This is a genomic window from Spongiibacter sp. C9W (assembly GCF_057370015.1).
In genome coordinates this window covers 2376573-2392151 of record NZ_CM170672.1, presented here as the reverse complement: position 1 = coordinate 2392151, position 15579 = coordinate 2376573, and the positions used below count along the sequence as shown (strand labels likewise).

Below are 15579 nucleotides of genomic sequence, written 5' to 3'. Positions count from 1 at the left end.
AAAGCGATGTTTATGGACGCTCCGCCTAGTGCCAACCGCCTTGAAAGTTCATAATAGCGGCTTTATTGGCAATATCGAGCCCAGGCATGAAGCAGCTCAGTAATCGACAAATCCTTCTCGGCATCACTGGTGGCATCGCCGCCTACAAAAGCGCCGAGCTAGTGCGCCGCCTCAAAGATCACGGCGCCGATGTGCGAGTGGTAATGACGGCCGCCGCAATGGAGTTCATTACCCCGCTCACCCTTCAAGCGCTGTCGGGCAACCCGGTGCACACGACACTGCTCGACCCCGAAGCCGAAGCCGGTATGGGCCACATTGAACTGGCGCGCTGGGCGGACTTGATCCTCGTCGCACCGGCCAGCGCCGACTTTATGGCGCGCCTGGCAAGCGGCCGCGGCGACGACTTACTGACCACCCTGTGCCTGGCAACACCCGCGCCCATCGCGCTGGCCCCGGCAATGAACCAGGGGATGTGGCGCGACCCCGCAACCCAGGCGAACGCCGACACGCTGCGCCAACGCGGTGTCGCCCTGTTCGGCCCCGCAGCCGGAGAACAGGCCTGCGGCGATATTGGCCCCGGCCGCATGCTCGAAGCCGAGCAACTGGCAGAGCTGGCAGCCGGGTTATTTAACAGCCGCGCGCTGGACGGTATTTCCCTGAGCATTACCGCCGGCCCCACGCGTGAAGCGATTGATCCGGTTCGCTATATCAGCAACCACAGCTCCGGCAAAATGGGCTACGCACTGGCCGAGGCGGCTGCCGACGCCGGCGCCCGCGTCACCTTAATTAGCGGCCCGACCCAGCTGCCCTGCCCGCCGCGAGTGACACGGGTAGATGTCATCAGCGCCGACGACATGTATCAGGCGAGCATGGCAAATATGGGCAGTTGCGATATTTTCATCGCCTGCGCCGCAGTCGCAGACTACCGCCCGGCCCACATCGAAGAGCAGAAAATAAAGAAGCAGAACACGTCGATGCATATCGAGCTGGTGCGCAACCCAGATATCGTTAGCGCTGTAGCCAGCCACGCTCAGCGGCCCTTCACGGTGGGCTTCGCTGCCGAAACGCAAGACGTTATTCACTACGCTAAAGGCAAACTCGAGAAAAAGAACCTCGATATGATTATTGCCAATGACGTCTCGGACACACGTATCGGCTTTAATTCTGATGAGAACAGCGTGACGATCATCGACCCCAACGGACAACAAAAACTGGAGCAGATGGGTAAGCGCCAACTCGCGAAACAATTGATCGACCTTATCGCCGCGCGGTACGCCGAGCAAAAGCGCGATCACAACGGCTGAGGCGGGCAAAGATTCTCCGCTTGTGCCGCCTTTCGCTAGACAGCAGCCCAATGCACTACCATGATGAAAGTTCTAAACCAACTTTTGCAGAAGATCAGCCAGGCCCATGACAAAAAAGCGTAGCGCCAAAGCGGCCATTAAATTTCCACTTTCTCCTGCGCGCAGAGATATTCTCGCCTCCGGTATTGTCTGCGCCGCGCTGATAATCGGCGCGTTCTACTGGATCCAAACCATCGAGCTGCCGCGCAGCCTGAATCAAAACGTTATTGGTGTTACCAGCAATATCGCCGAACACCAGCGCAAAGTCGTTATTGATGTTGTCGACTCCATCGGCAAGCGGGTTAGCGCCCAGGCGGCAAGTCCCGCCATCGCCGAGGCACTGATCCGCGGAGATCAACAGCGGCTTAAGCAGCAGGAGCGCGACCTGCAACGCAGCTTCCCTGCGGCAATAGATGCCAAGCTTATTCAGCTGGGCGATCAGGGTATCGCCGACGAGCGCAGCCAAACGGATCGGCTGCGCAACCACATAGAAATAGACATGCTGCGCAAAGCCACTGACACCGGCAAGCTCACCATAGAAGCCTACCGCCACGACGGCCAGTGGATCATCTCGATGCTGCAGCAAGTGAATGCACGCGGCGCCATTATCGTTAGCTTTGATAGCCAATTTTTTGCGCGCATCCTGCGAAATATTGCAGGCACCAGCGTGCACAGCGAGTTGGTGCAGCGCTACAAAGACCGAGAAGACATCGTCATTGCCGCTGACTCAAAACAATTTAGCAAGTATATGGTGAGCCGGAACCTACCCGTGCCCGGCTGGACATTGCATGTGCTGCCGCAGTCGGCAATGCTAGAGACACTGCGCGTCGACGGTACACTTATCTGGCTTGCGGGTTTGCTTTGCCTTGGCATCATCGTCGGTAGCCACAGCATTTTCTTTCTTCGCGCCGATCAACAGCAAAGCAGCCCAACGCCGCAACCCGCCCCTGCCGCCAAGTCACCGCCACCCAGCCTCGAGCAGCAGCTGGCCCGCAAACTGGCTGCGCGAAAGCCCAGTGAAAGCGACCAAGGTACGGCGCCATTTAACCCCCAAGGCAGCCTAACCCCGCCTCTCCCCGAAGCAGCACCACTGCGGAAGAAAGCCGCCGCCGCGCACGCCGAGCCACCCGCTCCCCAGCCAGCGGCAGATACAGAGCCGGAAGAGAGCGGCCCGGCTTTGGCATTGAACTGCTTTCGCGCCTATGACATCCGCGGCATTGCCGACCGCGACCTGAGCGATGCGCACTGCGTGCAAATTGGCCTGGCGCTGGGCAGCGAGGCCCAGGCCCGCGGCCACAGCAAAATGCTGCTGGGCCGCGATGGCCGCAACAGCAGCCCACGCATTCGCGAAGCCTTACTCAAAGGCCTGTTAGGCAGTGGCGTTGATGTTGTCGATTTAGGCATTATCGCGACGCCCATGCTCAACTTCGCCTGCTACGACCTGAATATTGGCAGCGCCGTAATGATCACCGGCAGCCACAACCCCGCTGACCACAATGGCATGAAAATGCTGTTGGATTTTCAGAGCCTCACGAGCGACGACATACAGTCCCTGGCGCGACGCATTGAAAGCCAGAATTTCGCCAGTGGCGACGGCCAACTCAGCAACGACAGCATTGAGCAGCGCTACATAGACCGAATATGCAGTGATGTCGTGGTCGCACAGAGTTTGAAAGTGGTTATCGACGCCGGCAATGGCGCCACCGCCAACATTGTTGTGCCACTGTTTGAAGAACTGGGCTGCGAGGTGGTGCCACTGTTCTGCAACATCGATGGCAGCTTTCCCAACCGCGACCCCGACCCCACTATCCCGGAGCACCTGGATGCTCTCGCCGCGGCGGTTAGCGAGCACCAGGCGGATATCGGCATCGCCTTTGACGGCGACGGCGATCGCGTAGCGGTTGTAAGCGCCAGTGGCCGACGCCCCCGCGCCGACGAATTACTGATGCTGCTCGCCGACGACATGGTGAGCCGCAACCCCGGCTGCGAGGTGTTGTTCGACGTAAAATGCAGCCGGCTGCTCAGCCAGCTTATTGTGAATCACGGCGGCCGCCCCACCATGTGGAAATGCGGCCACTCACATATGAAACGCAAGATGGCCGACAGCGATGCACTGCTCGGCGGCGAGTTCAGCGGCCACATCTTCTTTAAAGAGCGCTGGTATGGCTTTGATGATGGCATGTACGCGGCGGCGCGCCTGCTTGAAGCGCTCACGTTGGCCGGCACCACCCTCGACGACGAACTAGCCGGCTACCCGAGCTTGCACAGTAGCCCGGAGATACTGATCGCCGTGGACGACGAGCGAAAATTCTCGTTGGTGCAAAGCTTCGCGAATCACGCCAAGTTTGACGACGCCCAACTTATCGACATTGACGGCCTGCGCTACGAATTTCGCAATGGCTGGGGCTTATTGCGCGCCTCGAATACCGGGCCGGCAATCTCCCTGCGCTTTGAAGCAGACAGCCCAGCCGCCCTGGATGGAATTCGTGAAAGCTTCGCACAAACCCTGGCGAAGATTGATCCGACCCTGGCAGATGGTCTTTAATAGTCACCCTTTTTATACGGCCGACTAATCGGCCCCCAGCACGAGAAACACTATGTCACTCAGCCGCGACGCTGCGGGCGATGTCGCCCGCGTTCTGACCGAAGCACTGCCTTATATTCAGCGCTTCACCGGCAAAACCATCGTTGTAAAGTTTGGCGGCAACGCCATGGTCGACGACCAGCTCAAGGAGCACTTTGCGCGAGACATCGTGCTGATGAAACTGGTTGGCATGAATCCCGTGGTGGTTCACGGTGGTGGCCCGCAGATCGGCGACCTGCTAAAACGGCTGCAAATCGAATCGCGCTTCGTAGAAGGCATGCGCGTGACCGATAGCGACACCATGGACGTGGTCGAAATGGTGCTGGGCGGCAGCGTCAATAAAGAAATTGTCTCACTGCTCAACCACAACGGCGGCAAGGCCGTGGGCCTAACGGGCAAAGACGGCCAATTAATTCGCGCCCGCAAGCTCAAGGTTCGCCACAAGACACCAGAAATGTCGGCCCCGGAGATTATCGATATTGGCCATGTTGGCGAGGTGGAAAGTGTTAGCACCGACGTGCTGGATATGTTGGTAAACAGCGACTTTATCCCTGTGATTGCTCCCATCGGGGTCGGCCCAGACGGCGCCTCATACAACATCAATGCCGACTTGGTTGCAGGGAAAATTGCCGAGGTCTTGAAGGCTGAGAAGCTGATGCTGCTCACCAATATCGAGGGCCTGAAAAACAAAGAAGGCAAAGTCCTCACCGGGCTGAGTACCGAACAGGTCGACGCGCTGATTGAAGACGGCACTATTTATGGCGGCATGTTACCGAAGATCGGCTGCGCACTCAGTGCCGTGAATGCCGGCGTGAACAGCGCCCATATTATCGATGGCCGCGTGCCCCATGCCGTCCTGCTGGAAATCTTCACCGACACCGGTGTGGGCACCCTCATCACCAACAGCAGCGTGCAAGCTGCAGACAGCGGCGAATAAGGCAGGCCATGACTAAGCGACCTTCTCGCCGCGACGAAATTCTGCAGTCTCTGGCAACCATGCTGGAAAGTCAGCCGGGCAGCCGTATTACCACGGCAAAACTGGCTGCCGAAGTCGGTGTTTCCGAGGCGGCGCTATACCGCCACTTCCCCAGCAAGGCGAAGATGTTTGAGGGCCTTATTGAGTTTGTAGAAGAGGCTATTTTCAGTCGCGTTGCGCTGATTTGCAGCGAAGAGGAGCAGGCAGAAGCACAGCTCGCTAAAATCCTTCACCTGCTGCTGGCTTTTACCGAACGCAACCCCGGCATTACTCGCATTTTCAATGGCGATGCCCTGGCGGGCGAGCACGAGCGCTTGCGCAGCCGCGTGCAACAATTTTACGACCGACTGGAAATGCAGCTGCGACAAATCTTGCGCGAAGCCGAACTTCGCGAGGGGCTGCGCACCCAGGCCACCGCGAATACCACAGCAAACTTACTGATGGCCTGCGTAGAGGGGCGTATCGGGCAATTTGTGCGCAGTGAATTCAAGCGCCTGCCGAGTGCAGACTGGGATGACCAGTGGCAGCTGCTGCGAGCGACCGTATTCCGCTAGCCGCTAGTTGTTTTCGCTGTGAAAGGCGCGGCGTCGTTTTACGTTTTCCTGCAGCTGAGAGAATCGGGCCTTGTCTCGTTCGTAGGCCTCTTCCACCTCGAACAATTCCGCGTTGCGTCGCTCAAGGTCGTTCTCGGTAGCACTGACTTCGCGACGCAAGTCATTTAGCGTTTTCGCCAGTGCCTCTGGCACTGGACGACCGCGGCGCTCCTGTTCGGCCGCTTCCGACTGATTCTTTCTAACCTTGCCTTTCAGCGCCGACAAATTGCTCTTCAGTATCGAAATACGTACCCGTATATCGTTGAGAGCGCGCGCCTTGGCGTGGTCAATATCGGCGGTGTCGCTGTAACGCAGCAACAGGGACTCATCCCAGGCGCGCATTTTTTCCTCGGCTTCAGCTCGCGCTTTTGCCACCGCTTTCTCGCGCTCCCACGCCTCCCGCTCGGCGCCGGTCAGCTGCGCGGCCACACTCTTCACTACACTGCCGTCAGCGCGGATCACATCGTAGCCGCGCGGCACGACATCAGGTGGCAAGCGATCGAGGATAACCACCTTATTGTTGGCATCGACATAGCGATAAAACAGCTTCTCTGCCGCCAGGGCAGGCGCGCTCACTACGGCCAACGCGAGGCATAGTGGGCTGAGAAACCGTAACGACCAACAAGGCATAAACTCTCACTCTCCTGTTTTTTGTGAACTATAACGACACACCGTAGCGCTCACGATACGCACTTACCCTAGATACTAGTTCAGGATCACCTGCACCGGCATTCAGATACTCAACAATATCGTTAAGGCCAACAATACTAATGACTGCCAGGTCGCGCTCGCGTTCCAGTTCCTGAATCGCCGACAGCTCACCCTTGCCGCGCTCCTGACGGTCGAGACCAATCGCCACGGCCGCCACGCTGGCGCCCGCGGCTTCGATCATTGTAATGGCCTCGCGTATTGCCGTACCCGCAGTAATCACGTCGTCAATAATCAATACTCGGCCCTGCAGCGCCGCGCCCACCAACGTACCGCCCTCGCCATGGTCTTTGGCTTCTTTGCGGTTATAGGCAAAGGGAATGTCGATATTGTGGCGCTCTGCAAGTGCACAGGCTGTTGCCGCAGCCAGAGGAATCCCCTTGTATGCCGGGCCAAACAACACGTCGAACTGCACCCCCGAGTCCACAATGGCGTCGGCATAGCAGGCCGCCAATGCGCTTAAGGCGCCACCACTGCTAAAACGGCCGGCGTTAAAGAAATACGGGCTGACACGTCCCGACTTCAGGGTGAATTCACCAAAACACAGCGCATCGCTGTCGATGGCCTGGCGGATAAACTGCTGCTGGAAAGGCTTAATACTCATGGGCGGCTACGACTCATCTCACAAAAGCTGGATTGTAGAGCCCCTTATTGTACGCACCGCAGTGGCCGCGGCCCAGAGCGAAGCGCGGGCATTGTAGGCAAAACTCCGCGGAACGCCCTCAATCATGGTGTTTTTGCCGACATTCACGCCCAATTGATTGTCGTAAAAAGGGTTTCATTGTAGTCTAAACACCTGTTTAGTACGGACTTTGCAAGTGTCGATCTCGTCGCATCGCAATCTCCTTTAGAGGCTTGCAACACACAGCACGGCCTACTCTGCCCCAATAATGGCGGGCGACAGTATCGTTGAATAAGGGCATCAGGCCCGCATAGTAGACACACGGGAAGCACATGAGAATCATCAGCTTTTGCGCTGACAGCATCACTGATGCTGCGGAAAGAGGCTTTTTTGACTGGGTCGTCAAGCAGGACGCGGATATCATCTGCCTGCAAAACCTGGGTATAGCCGAGTATAAGCTTCGCGACGACGTCTTCTTCCCCCGCGAGTATAACCCGTACTTTTTCGATGCCGCCGATGGCAAAAGTAACGGTGTCGCGATTTACTGCAAACAGCTACCCAAAGCCATTATGACTGGCCTCGGCTTCATGGATTTTGATATGGATGGCCTCTACATCCAGGCCGATTTCGACAATATCAGCATCGGCAGCCTGCTGGCACCCAGCGTCCCCGACGGCGACAGCGAGGCGCAGATCCGCAAAAATAACTTCTTTGAGCAGTATTACAACCACCTGCACAAAGTCCGCAACAAGCGCCGCGACTTCGTCATTTGCGGCAACTGGGGCATCGCCCACAAAAGCATTGATATTCAGGATGTGAAGGGCAACCACGGCGTATCAGGCAGCCTTACTGAAGAGCAGCAGTGGATGGAACGCTTGTTCCATGAAGAACACTACGCTGACGCCTTCCGCCTGGTGAATACCGATGCCGATGAGTTCAGTTATTGGCCCGACGGCGAGCCAGGCAAAAACGGCTGGCGCGTAGACTATCAGGTGGTGTCAGAAAGGCTGATTCCGCGCGTTGAGTACGGCGCCATCTACAAAGTGCAGCAATTCGGCAAGCACGCGCCGGTAATCATGGATTACGACTACGAATTGCCAGAAAGCGCCTTTTAAGCTTATAAGCGGCGGAGGCTGAGCCTCCGCCGCACGCCCGCTACTCCGCTAAAGCGGCCTGCTGCGCCGCGATCAACTCGGCTATACCCTTCTCTGCCAAATCCAGCATCGCATTCATTTCATTGCGATTGAAAGTTGCCCCCTCAGCGGTTCCCTGCACTTCAATTATGCCGCCCGCCTCGTCCATGACCACATTCATATCGGTCTCTGCTGACGAGTCTTCAATGTAGTCCAGGTCCAACACTGGCTGACCTTCATAAACCCCAACGGAAACCGCAGCCACCATTTGCTTGAGGGGGTCAGCGCTGATCGCGCCGCTGCGCTGCAAATGCCGAATGGCATCAACCAATGCAACGCCAGCGCCAGTAATGGATGCTGTGCGCGTGCCGCCATCAGCTTGGATTACATCGCAGTCCAGCGTAATGGTGTGCTCACCCAGCAAGCTCAAATCCACCGCGGCACGCAACGAGCGGCCAATTAAACGCTGAATTTCCTGAGTGCGGCCCGACTGCTTACCGCGCGCCGCCTCGCGCCCCATCCGACTGCCGGTACTGCGCGGCAACATGCCGTATTCAGCCGTGATCCAGCCCTGTCCCTTGCCGCGCAAAAACGGCGGAACGCTAGCATCAACCGAGGCCGTACACAGCACCTTCGTTGCACCGGTTTCGATCAATACAGAACCCTCGGCGTGACAGGTGTAGTTGCGGGTAATACGCAGCTCGCGTTTTTCATCGGCGCTGCGGCCACTCGGTCGAACAAAACTCATAGCAATCTCCTCTACTGAAGCGCGACAGTATACCTGCCGCACAGGCACTGAAGCGAAACCCGTTTCCCGCTACAATGCCAAGCCTGCGTATCAATACCGTGACAAGACGCTACCAACAGGGGATGCCCGTGACTATTTGCAGTATGACCGCCTTCGCCCACCGCCGCAGTGAACATGACTGGGGTACTGCCATCTGGGAGTTGCGCTCCGTCAATCACCGCTACCTGGAGCTGTCGTTTAAACTCCCCGAGAACTGGCGCCAGTTGGAACCAGAGCTGCGCGACCGGCTGCGCAAGACGCTGCAACGCGGCAAAGTGGAATGCTCGCTGCGTATTAACCTGCAAGAACAAGAGCAAAGCCTGACGCTTAACCAAGAGCTGGCCGAGCAGCTGCTCAACACTGCAAACGCCCTGCGGGCCGATATTGCCCATGCTGCGCCTATCAACGTACTAGAAGTATTGCGCTGGCCTGGCGTCATGCAAAATGCCCAGGTCGACAGCGACACCATTAGCAAGGCGCTGCTGACCAGCTTTGAGCAAGCCCTGCAAGACCAATGCGACAATCGCCAACGCGAAGGCCTGGCACTCGCCGACCTGATCGAGCAACGCCTCGTCAGCATTGACAGCATCGTCGCCGATTTACGTCAGCGCATGCCGGAAATCGTCAGCGGACAGCGGGATAAACTTCGCCAGCGACTCGCCGACCTGAAAGCGGAGCTCGACGCCGAGCGGCTCGAACAGGAAATGGCCCTCATAGCCCAGAAAGCCGATGTCGACGAAGAACTCGACCGCCTCGACACCCACGTAAAAGAAGTGCGCCGCGTACTCAAAAAAGGCGGCGCAGTGGGTCGTCGGCTCGACTTCTTAATGCAGGAACTCAACCGCGAGGCCAACACCCTGTCTTCCAAAGCCGTTGTTGCCGAAAGCACCCAGGCCGCAGTTGAACTGAAAGTACTGATCGAGCAAATGCGCGAACAGATCCAGAATATTGAGTAACCCCTAAAACCGCTCAGGTCGTATGACTTCGACGTCGGAGATCACCACGATCTCCGCGTAGTCGTCAAAGAACTCTGCGCAGCCTTCGACAATCCGCTCGGCAACCTCATCGTCGGCGATCACGTTGAGCTGGATGTTTTTCAGCACTAAGCTCAGGTCGTCGGGCTCGCCCTGCCGACCGTTGAAATCGGCCCCTGAAACATAGTGATGAACGGTGTAACCCGTCGCCCCGGCTTCTTTTATCAACTCCAGCAGCCGATCTAACAACAGCGCTTCGGCGACAATTTCGATACGCTTTTTCCGGTGTCTCTGCAGCATGTTAATTCACTCCTTGCAGTAACATCGCCAGTTGAAAATACAGCGGAATACCCACGATAACGTTGAAGGGAAAAGTGACCGCCAGGGAGGTGGTGATGTACAACGATGCCTTGGCTTGCGGCAGTGCCAGGCGCATTGCGGCGGGCACAACGATGTATGATGCGCTGGCGCACAGCACTGCCAGCAATGTGGTCTCACCCAACCCTAAGTTCAGCAAGGCACTAACGGCCAAGCCGAGCGCGGCGCCAATTAGCGGCATGTAGAGACCAAAGGCGACCAGCGCAACGCCCACTCGGCGAAACTCCCCAAGGCGGCGACCCACTAATAAGCCCATGTCGAGCAAGAACAAGCAGAGCAAACCGTAGAAAGGCGCTTTAACGAAGGCGTCTACCTGCGCTAACCCAGGCTTACCGACCAGGTAGCCAATCGCCAAACTCCCTAGCAACAGCACAACACTGCCGTTGAGCAAGCTGTCTTTTAAGCGCAGTTTTGGACGGCTATTCTGCTTGCCCTGTTGACGCAAATACGGCGCCGCCAGAATCAGACCCGACAGAATGGCAGGGGTTTCCATTAGCGCCAGCATCGCCACCATATACCCTTCGTAGTCAATGCCTTGCTGGGTTAGGAAGCCCACCGCCGCCATAAAGGTCACAACGCTAATCGAGCCGTAATGTGCGGCAATCGCCGCCGCATCAATCGGCTGCACGCGGGTGGCAAATTTCAGCAAGGCGAACGCAATAAAGGGGATGAGAAAACTCAGTGCAATGCCGGCAAGTAGCAGCGCGATAAGCGCGGGCGTGATCGCGTTTTCGCTTAACTCGACGCCGCCTTTGAAGCCGATAGCCAGCAGTAAATATATGGACAGTGCCTTGCCCATACCCTCGGGAAGCTCGAGGTCGGCCTTGGCACTTGCGGCGAGCACCCCCAGCACAAAGAACAAGATCGCCGGGCTGGTTAAGTTGGCAATCGCCGTGGCAAGTAGCGACTCCATCACCCCTCCCTAGCTGGCGGCAGGGCCAGTGGCACGAGTTGAGGTTCATTGTGCAAACGCTGCCAAGCACCATCTACAGCGAGCAAAATGTCATCGCACACTGCCTGAAAAACCCACTGCCGCCGACGCCTGAGCTGCACGACCAGCAGGCAGCACAGGCCACCTTTGCTGGCGACCCGGCTGAGCAAAACATGTATCGCCATCACTTTACGAGAGGATCGCCGGCGCAGAGCACTGAATTTAGACTCAATCCTAGCGATGAGATTCGGGCTTAATACCACTTCCTTTGTTTGAATTTCTAAGCGCATAACATTCCCTCCTAGCAGGTGGAGGTGCTAGCTTAGCGAGGCGCAAAATAACGAAAAAGTCGATTTTTAATGACTAATAATCAACTTTTTGTTGATAATAGTTGCCATGCAGAATATCAACTTTAAGCATCTTTATTACTTTTGGGTGGTCGCCCGCGAAGGCTCGATTAGTCGCGCCAGCGAAGCGTTAAATATTACACCGCAAACCATCAGCGCCCAGCTCACCACGCTGGAATCACGCTGGGAGGTGCCGCTATTCACCCGCGAGGGGCGAAGCTTGCGCCTGACCGAAGCCGGTAAATTTGTGCAGAGCTATGCCGATGCGATCTTCTCGCTGGGTGCCGAGTTAGACATCGCCCTGCAGCAACAGCAGCTGGATCAGGCCGAAAAACTCACGGTTGGCGCGGTGGATGTTCTGCCAAAACTGATTACTCACTTGGTGCTAAAACCGTTTATCGGCCAAGCATCCAGCCCCAGCCTGGTATGCAAAGAAGGCAAGTTTGACGAGCTACTACCCCAACTGGCAATGCATAAATTAGATGTGCTACTCAGTGATCGGCCGGTTCCTCCTGCGCCGAACCTCCGGCTATACAATCACCGCTTGGGCGAGTGTGGCGTTAGCATTCTGGCGGCGCCGTCGCTGATCGACGACGCGGCGGGCGAGTTCCCCAATAATCTGAATCATCAACCGTTTCTGCTGCCAACCACGAACAACACCCTTCGCAGTGCACTAGAGCAATGGTTTGCCGAGCAGGGCATCGCGCCCCACATTGTGGCCGAGTTTGACGACAGCGCGCTGGTAAAAGCCTTCGGCCACGCCGGCGCCGGTTTTTTTGCCTGCCCAAGCGCCATTGAAGAGCAGGTGTGTAAACAATACTCCGTCGCCCTGGCCGGGCGCATAGACGGTATTCGCGAGCAGTTTTACGCTATTTCCACCGAGAAAAAGTTGAAGAAAGCGGCGGTCATCGCGCTGACTGAAAACGCTCGCGACCAATTATTCAAATAGTCTGCAAACCGTGCGAACATACCCACAATAACCAGCCGTCACCGATAACCACATCACAGGACACCGCCACAATGCAGCAAAGCCAGGGCACCCTTTTTACCGTATCCGCCCCCTCGGGCGCCGGCAAAACCAGCCTGGTTGCAAGACTGCTCGACGAAATGGACGACGTGCAAGTTTCGATCTCTCACACCACCCGCGATATGCGCCCCGGTGAGGTGGACGGCGTCAATTACCACTTTGTCAGCCACGACACCTTTGAGTCGATGCTGCGCAGTGCCGCCTTTCTGGAGCATGCCCAGGTTTTTGACAACCACTACGGCACCTCCCAAAAGTGGGTAGAGGACACGTTAAACTGCGGTCGCGACGTTATTCTCGAGATCGACTGGCAAGGCGCTCAGCAGGTGCGCAAATTACTGCCGGAAACGGTATCCATCTTTATTTTACCCCCCTCCCAAGACGCTCTGCGCGAACGCCTGACCGGACGAGGCCAGGATGAAGAGTCGGTGATTAGCCGCCGCATGGCCGCCGCCGTCGAAGAAATGTCGCACTTTGTTGAAGGCGACTACGTTGTGATCAACGACGATTTTGAAACCGCCCTGCAAGAGCTAAAGGCCATTCTGCTGAGCCACCGCCTGCGCCTGAACCGCCAGCAGCAGCGTCACCGTGACTTACTCACGGCACTGCTGACATAGCGCAGCGAAGTTTGATAGACTGTGGATAACTGGCGGTGGTGCCTGTTACCACTGCGATTCAGCACATTCAGGAACATTTTCATGGCCCGTATTACTGTAGAAGACTGCCTGTCGGCAGTAGACAATCGTTTTGAGTTGGTAATGGTTTCCAGCAAGCGCGCCCGTGCGCTTGCCACCGGCGGCAAAGACCCGCTGGTTGCCGAAGAAGGCGACAAGCCAACAGTACTGGCGCTGCGTGAAATTGCCGAAGGCAAAATTACCCGCGAAGAAATCATGGCCGCCGACGCGGTAGCGGAAGAGCCCGAGCTGGACCTGGGTGTTGAGCTGGGCGCTCAGCCTCTGTAAAAACCTTGGCCCGGGGTGTCGATGCACCAATACAGCTTTTTCAATTACCAACACGGTAAGCCTGAACCGGCGCAATCCATCGACGCCCTCGCCGAAACCCTGAGTAATTACCTCTCTGCCTCACAGGTGGATCAGGTTCGGCGCGCCTATTACTACGCCGAACAAGCCCACGAAGGTCAGAATCGCCGCAGCGGCGAACCCTATGTTACCCACCCTTTAGCCGTCGCCGGCATATTGTCGGAAATGCGCCTAGATGCGCAGAGCCTCATGGCGGCAATGCTGCACGACGTGATCGAAGACACCGCCGTTAGCAAGCAAGACCTCAGCGAGCAATTCGGCGATGCGGTTGCCGAGCTGGTCGACGGCGTGTCCAAGCTGACCCGGATCGAATTCCAGTCCAAAGCCGAACAGCAGGCTGAAAACTTTCAGAAAATGGCCCTGGCGATGGCCAAGGACATTCGCGTTATTCTCGTCAAATTAGCCGACCGCTTGCACAATATGCGCACCCTCGGTGTGATGCCGCCGCCAAAGCGCCGCCGTATCGCCCGCGAGACACTGGAAATATACGCCCCCATTGCCCAGCGCCTGGGTATGCACAACATCCGCGTGGAATTTGAAGACCTCGGCTTTCAGGCCATGCACCCCATGCGCGCGCAGCGCATCAGCAAGGCCATTCGCACACGCTTTGGCGACCGCAGCAAAACCATCGCCAATATTCAGGAAAGCCTGGAAAACTGCCTGCTGGAAGAGGGGCATAAAGCCCACGTTGTCGGCCGCGAGAAACACTTGTTCAGCATTTACAGCAAAATGCGCAACAAGCGGAAGTCGCTGAAAGAAATCATGGACCTGTATGCCTTTCGCATCGTCGTCGACTCCGTCGACAGCTGCTACCGCGTTCTCGGCTGCGTTCACGGTCTCTACAAGCCTGTGCCGGGGCAATTTAAAGACTACATTGCCATTCCCAAAGCCAACGGCTATCAATCCCTGCACACAGTACTCTTCGGCATGCAGGGCGTGCCCATTGAAATTCAGATCCGCACGCAGGAAATGGAGGAAATGGCCAATAACGGGATTGCTGCCCACTGGCTGTATAAGTCCAACGAGCAAGATGCCCGTGGCAATTCCAGCCATGCGCGCGCCCGCCAGTGGGTACAAGGCCTGCTGGAAATGCAGCAACGCGCTGGCGACTCGCTGGAATTTATCGAGAACGTGAAGATCGACCTCTTCCCGGACGAGGTCTATGTGTTCACCCCGCGCGGCGACATTATGGAATTGCCGGCCGGCGCCACTGCGGTCGATTTCGCCTATGCGGTACACAGCGATGTGGGGAATTCCTGTGTTGCATGCCGAATCAACCGCCGCCTGGCACCACTGTCTGAAGCCTTGCAAAGCGGGCAGACCGTTGAGGTCATTACCACCCCCGGCGCCCAGCCCAACCCGGCGTGGCTGCACTTTGTGGTTACCGCAAAAGCGCGCAGCGGCATTCGCCACTTCCTCAAACATCAGCGCCGCACCGAGGCAGTGAGCCTCGGCCGCCGAATGCTGGAGCGCGCCTTAGGCAGCATGGATGAGCAGCTGGATAACTTCAGCGACGAGCACTTGGAACAGCTCGTCGACGCCACGCAGAGCAAATCGGCCGACAATATTTTTGAACAAATAGGCCTGGGCAACCGCGTTGCCTACCTCACCGCCCGACAGTTGCTGACCCTGCGCGACCAACTCAGCGACGACGATGACAATGCACCGCCTGCCACCAGCCAGCGGCAGACCATGGTCATTCACGGCACCGAAGGATTTTTGGTTAATTTCGCCCGCTGCTGCTACCCCATTCCCGGCGACCACATCGTTGGTATCGTCAGCGCAGAGAAAGGCGTGGTGGTGCACTGTGAGAACTGCCACAACAGCATTGACCTGAGAAACACCCCTGAGCGCGTCGTACCGCTGAGCTGGGCCGATGACATTGACCGCGACTTCTCCGTAGAGCTCAAAGTCGAGCTGAGCAAGCAGCGCGGCATTATTGCCGTGCTTGCCACCCGGGTGAATGGCGCCGAGGCCAGCATAGAAAAGATCAGTGTGGAAGACGAAAACCCGAAGATCAGCACCATCCACTTAGTGATCGGCGTGCGCTCACGTATTCACCTCGCCAGCATCATGCGCCGTATTCGCAATATTCCCGCGGTAATAAAAGTGACCCGCGAAAAACACTAGCCCCTGTTA

General features: G+C 57.1%; 16 protein-coding genes. 11 read left to right on the top strand and 5 right to left on the bottom strand.

Features of this window, described 5'->3' with window-relative positions; translation table 11 throughout:
- The first annotated feature begins 86 nt into the window (after positions 1 to 86).
- The 4 genes from coaBC (at position 87) to slmA (ending at position 5457) form a co-directional block, all read left to right on the top strand.
- A complete protein-coding gene (gene coaBC / locus AC2Q8J_RS11435) occupies positions 87 to 1304 on the top strand; it encodes a bifunctional phosphopantothenoylcysteine decarboxylase/phosphopantothenate--cysteine ligase CoaBC (protein ID WP_486451315.1) in 1218 nt (405 codons plus the stop codon).
- A gap of 106 nt (positions 1305 to 1410) precedes the next feature.
- Complete coding sequence (locus AC2Q8J_RS11430; protein ID WP_486451314.1) at positions 1411 to 3888, top strand: phosphomannomutase/phosphoglucomutase; 2478 nt, start codon at positions 1411 to 1413, stop codon at positions 3886 to 3888.
- Between the two features lie 52 nt (positions 3889 to 3940).
- On the top strand, positions 3941 to 4864 hold the full coding sequence (argB, locus tag AC2Q8J_RS11425; protein WP_204997116.1) for an acetylglutamate kinase: 924 nt from the start codon (positions 3941 to 3943) through the stop codon (positions 4862 to 4864).
- An 8-nt stretch (positions 4865 to 4872) separates the two neighbouring features.
- On the top strand, positions 4873 to 5457 hold the full coding sequence (gene slmA, locus AC2Q8J_RS11420; protein ID WP_286695501.1) for a nucleoid occlusion factor SlmA: 585 nt from the start codon (positions 4873 to 4875) through the stop codon (positions 5455 to 5457).
- Between the two features lie 3 nt (positions 5458 to 5460).
- On the opposite strand, the gene AC2Q8J_RS11415 is transcribed toward slmA, so the two are convergent.
- Both AC2Q8J_RS11415 and pyrE read right to left on the bottom strand, forming a co-directional pair.
- Positions 5461 to 6072, bottom strand: a complete 612-nt coding sequence (locus AC2Q8J_RS11415; protein ID WP_486451313.1) for a hypothetical protein — start codon at positions 6070 to 6072, stop codon at positions 5461 to 5463.
- An 82-nt stretch (positions 6073 to 6154) separates the two neighbouring features.
- On the bottom strand, positions 6155 to 6808 hold the full coding sequence (gene pyrE, locus AC2Q8J_RS11410) for an orotate phosphoribosyltransferase (RefSeq protein ID WP_027874795.1): 654 nt from the start codon (positions 6806 to 6808) through the stop codon (positions 6155 to 6157).
- Positions 6809 to 7158: 350 nt separating this feature from the next.
- Between pyrE and AC2Q8J_RS11405 the strand changes: the two genes are divergently transcribed.
- Positions 7159 to 7941, top strand: coding sequence for an exodeoxyribonuclease III (locus AC2Q8J_RS11405; RefSeq protein WP_286695499.1), 783 nt, complete (start codon positions 7159 to 7161; stop codon positions 7939 to 7941).
- A gap of 40 nt (positions 7942 to 7981) precedes the next feature.
- Here AC2Q8J_RS11405 and rph read toward each other — a convergent pair whose 3' ends face one another.
- Positions 7982 to 8707, bottom strand: a complete 726-nt coding sequence (gene rph, locus AC2Q8J_RS11400) for a ribonuclease PH (RefSeq protein ID WP_286695498.1) — start codon at positions 8705 to 8707, stop codon at positions 7982 to 7984.
- Between the two features lie 143 nt (positions 8708 to 8850).
- Here rph and AC2Q8J_RS11395 point away from each other — a divergent pair, with 143 nt between their 5' ends.
- Complete coding sequence (locus tag AC2Q8J_RS11395) at positions 8851 to 9702, top strand: YicC/YloC family endoribonuclease (protein WP_286695646.1); 852 nt, start codon at positions 8851 to 8853, stop codon at positions 9700 to 9702.
- A gap of 3 nt (positions 9703 to 9705) precedes the next feature.
- Here AC2Q8J_RS11395 and AC2Q8J_RS11390 read toward each other — a convergent pair whose 3' ends face one another.
- Positions 9706 to 10020, bottom strand: a complete 315-nt coding sequence (locus AC2Q8J_RS11390) for a P-II family nitrogen regulator (RefSeq protein WP_286695480.1) — start codon at positions 10018 to 10020, stop codon at positions 9706 to 9708.
- 1 nt (position 10021) lies between these two features.
- Positions 10022 to 11011: a sodium-dependent bicarbonate transport family permease gene (locus AC2Q8J_RS11385; RefSeq protein WP_288364242.1), complete on the bottom strand. Its 990-nt coding sequence runs from the start codon at positions 11009 to 11011 to the stop codon at positions 10022 to 10024.
- Between the two features lie 50 nt (positions 11012 to 11061).
- On the opposite strand from AC2Q8J_RS11385, the gene AC2Q8J_RS11380 reads away from it, so the two are divergent.
- The 5 genes from AC2Q8J_RS11380 to spoT all read left to right on the top strand — a co-directional run bounded on the left by AC2Q8J_RS11380 (position 11062) and on the right by spoT (position 15570).
- Entirely contained in the window at positions 11062 to 11286 is a 225-nt protein-coding gene (locus AC2Q8J_RS11380) for a hypothetical protein (protein ID WP_288364241.1), read from the top strand.
- 139 nt (positions 11287 to 11425) lie between these two features.
- Positions 11426 to 12325: a transcriptional activator NhaR gene (nhaR, locus tag AC2Q8J_RS11375; protein ID WP_286695477.1), complete on the top strand. Its 900-nt coding sequence runs from the start codon at positions 11426 to 11428 to the stop codon at positions 12323 to 12325.
- Between the two features lie 71 nt (positions 12326 to 12396).
- Entirely contained in the window at positions 12397 to 13017 is a 621-nt protein-coding gene (gene gmk / locus AC2Q8J_RS11370; RefSeq protein WP_286836865.1) for a guanylate kinase, read from the top strand.
- Between the two features lie 81 nt (positions 13018 to 13098).
- Positions 13099 to 13362: a DNA-directed RNA polymerase subunit omega gene (gene rpoZ, locus AC2Q8J_RS11365; protein ID WP_027874800.1), complete on the top strand. Its 264-nt coding sequence runs from the start codon at positions 13099 to 13101 to the stop codon at positions 13360 to 13362.
- Positions 13363 to 13383: 21 nt separating this feature from the next.
- Complete coding sequence (gene spoT, locus AC2Q8J_RS11360; protein WP_289083587.1) at positions 13384 to 15570, top strand: bifunctional GTP diphosphokinase/guanosine-3',5'-bis pyrophosphate 3'-pyrophosphohydrolase; 2187 nt, start codon at positions 13384 to 13386, stop codon at positions 15568 to 15570.
- The last annotated feature ends 9 nt before the right edge of the window (positions 15571 to 15579 follow it).

What these genes read in the sequence shown, in the direction of transcription:
- coaBC (WP_486451315.1), top strand. Translation starts at nt 87, where the DNA reads ATGAAGCAGCTCAGTAATCGACAAATCCTTCTCGGCATCACTGGTGGC.
- AC2Q8J_RS11430 (WP_486451314.1), top strand. Translation starts at nt 1,411, where the DNA reads ATGACAAAAAAGCGTAGCGCCAAAGCGGCCATTAAATTTCCACTTTCT.
- argB (WP_204997116.1), top strand. Translation starts at nt 3,941, where the DNA reads ATGTCACTCAGCCGCGACGCTGCGGGCGATGTCGCCCGCGTTCTGACC.
- slmA (WP_286695501.1), top strand. Translation starts at nt 4,873, where the DNA reads ATGACTAAGCGACCTTCTCGCCGCGACGAAATTCTGCAGTCTCTGGCA.
- pyrE (WP_027874795.1), bottom strand. Translation starts at nt 6,808, where the DNA reads ATGAGTATTAAGCCTTTCCAGCAGCAGTTTATCCGCCAGGCCATCGAC.
- AC2Q8J_RS11405 (WP_286695499.1), top strand. Translation starts at nt 7,159, where the DNA reads ATGAGAATCATCAGCTTTTGCGCTGACAGCATCACTGATGCTGCGGAA.
- rph (WP_286695498.1), bottom strand. Translation starts at nt 8,707, where the DNA reads ATGAGTTTTGTTCGACCGAGTGGCCGCAGCGCCGATGAAAAACGCGAG.
- AC2Q8J_RS11395 (WP_286695646.1), top strand. Translation starts at nt 8,851, where the DNA reads ATGACCGCCTTCGCCCACCGCCGCAGTGAACATGACTGGGGTACTGCC.
- AC2Q8J_RS11390 (WP_286695480.1), bottom strand. Translation starts at nt 10,020, where the DNA reads ATGCTGCAGAGACACCGGAAAAAGCGTATCGAAATTGTCGCCGAAGCG.
- AC2Q8J_RS11385 (WP_288364242.1), bottom strand. Translation starts at nt 11,011, where the DNA reads ATGGAGTCGCTACTTGCCACGGCGATTGCCAACTTAACCAGCCCGGCG.
- nhaR (WP_286695477.1), top strand. Translation starts at nt 11,426, where the DNA reads ATGCAGAATATCAACTTTAAGCATCTTTATTACTTTTGGGTGGTCGCC.
- gmk (WP_286836865.1), top strand. Translation starts at nt 12,397, where the DNA reads ATGCAGCAAAGCCAGGGCACCCTTTTTACCGTATCCGCCCCCTCGGGC.
- rpoZ (WP_027874800.1), top strand. Translation starts at nt 13,099, where the DNA reads ATGGCCCGTATTACTGTAGAAGACTGCCTGTCGGCAGTAGACAATCGT.
- spoT (WP_289083587.1), top strand. Translation starts at nt 13,384, where the DNA reads ATGCACCAATACAGCTTTTTCAATTACCAACACGGTAAGCCTGAACCG.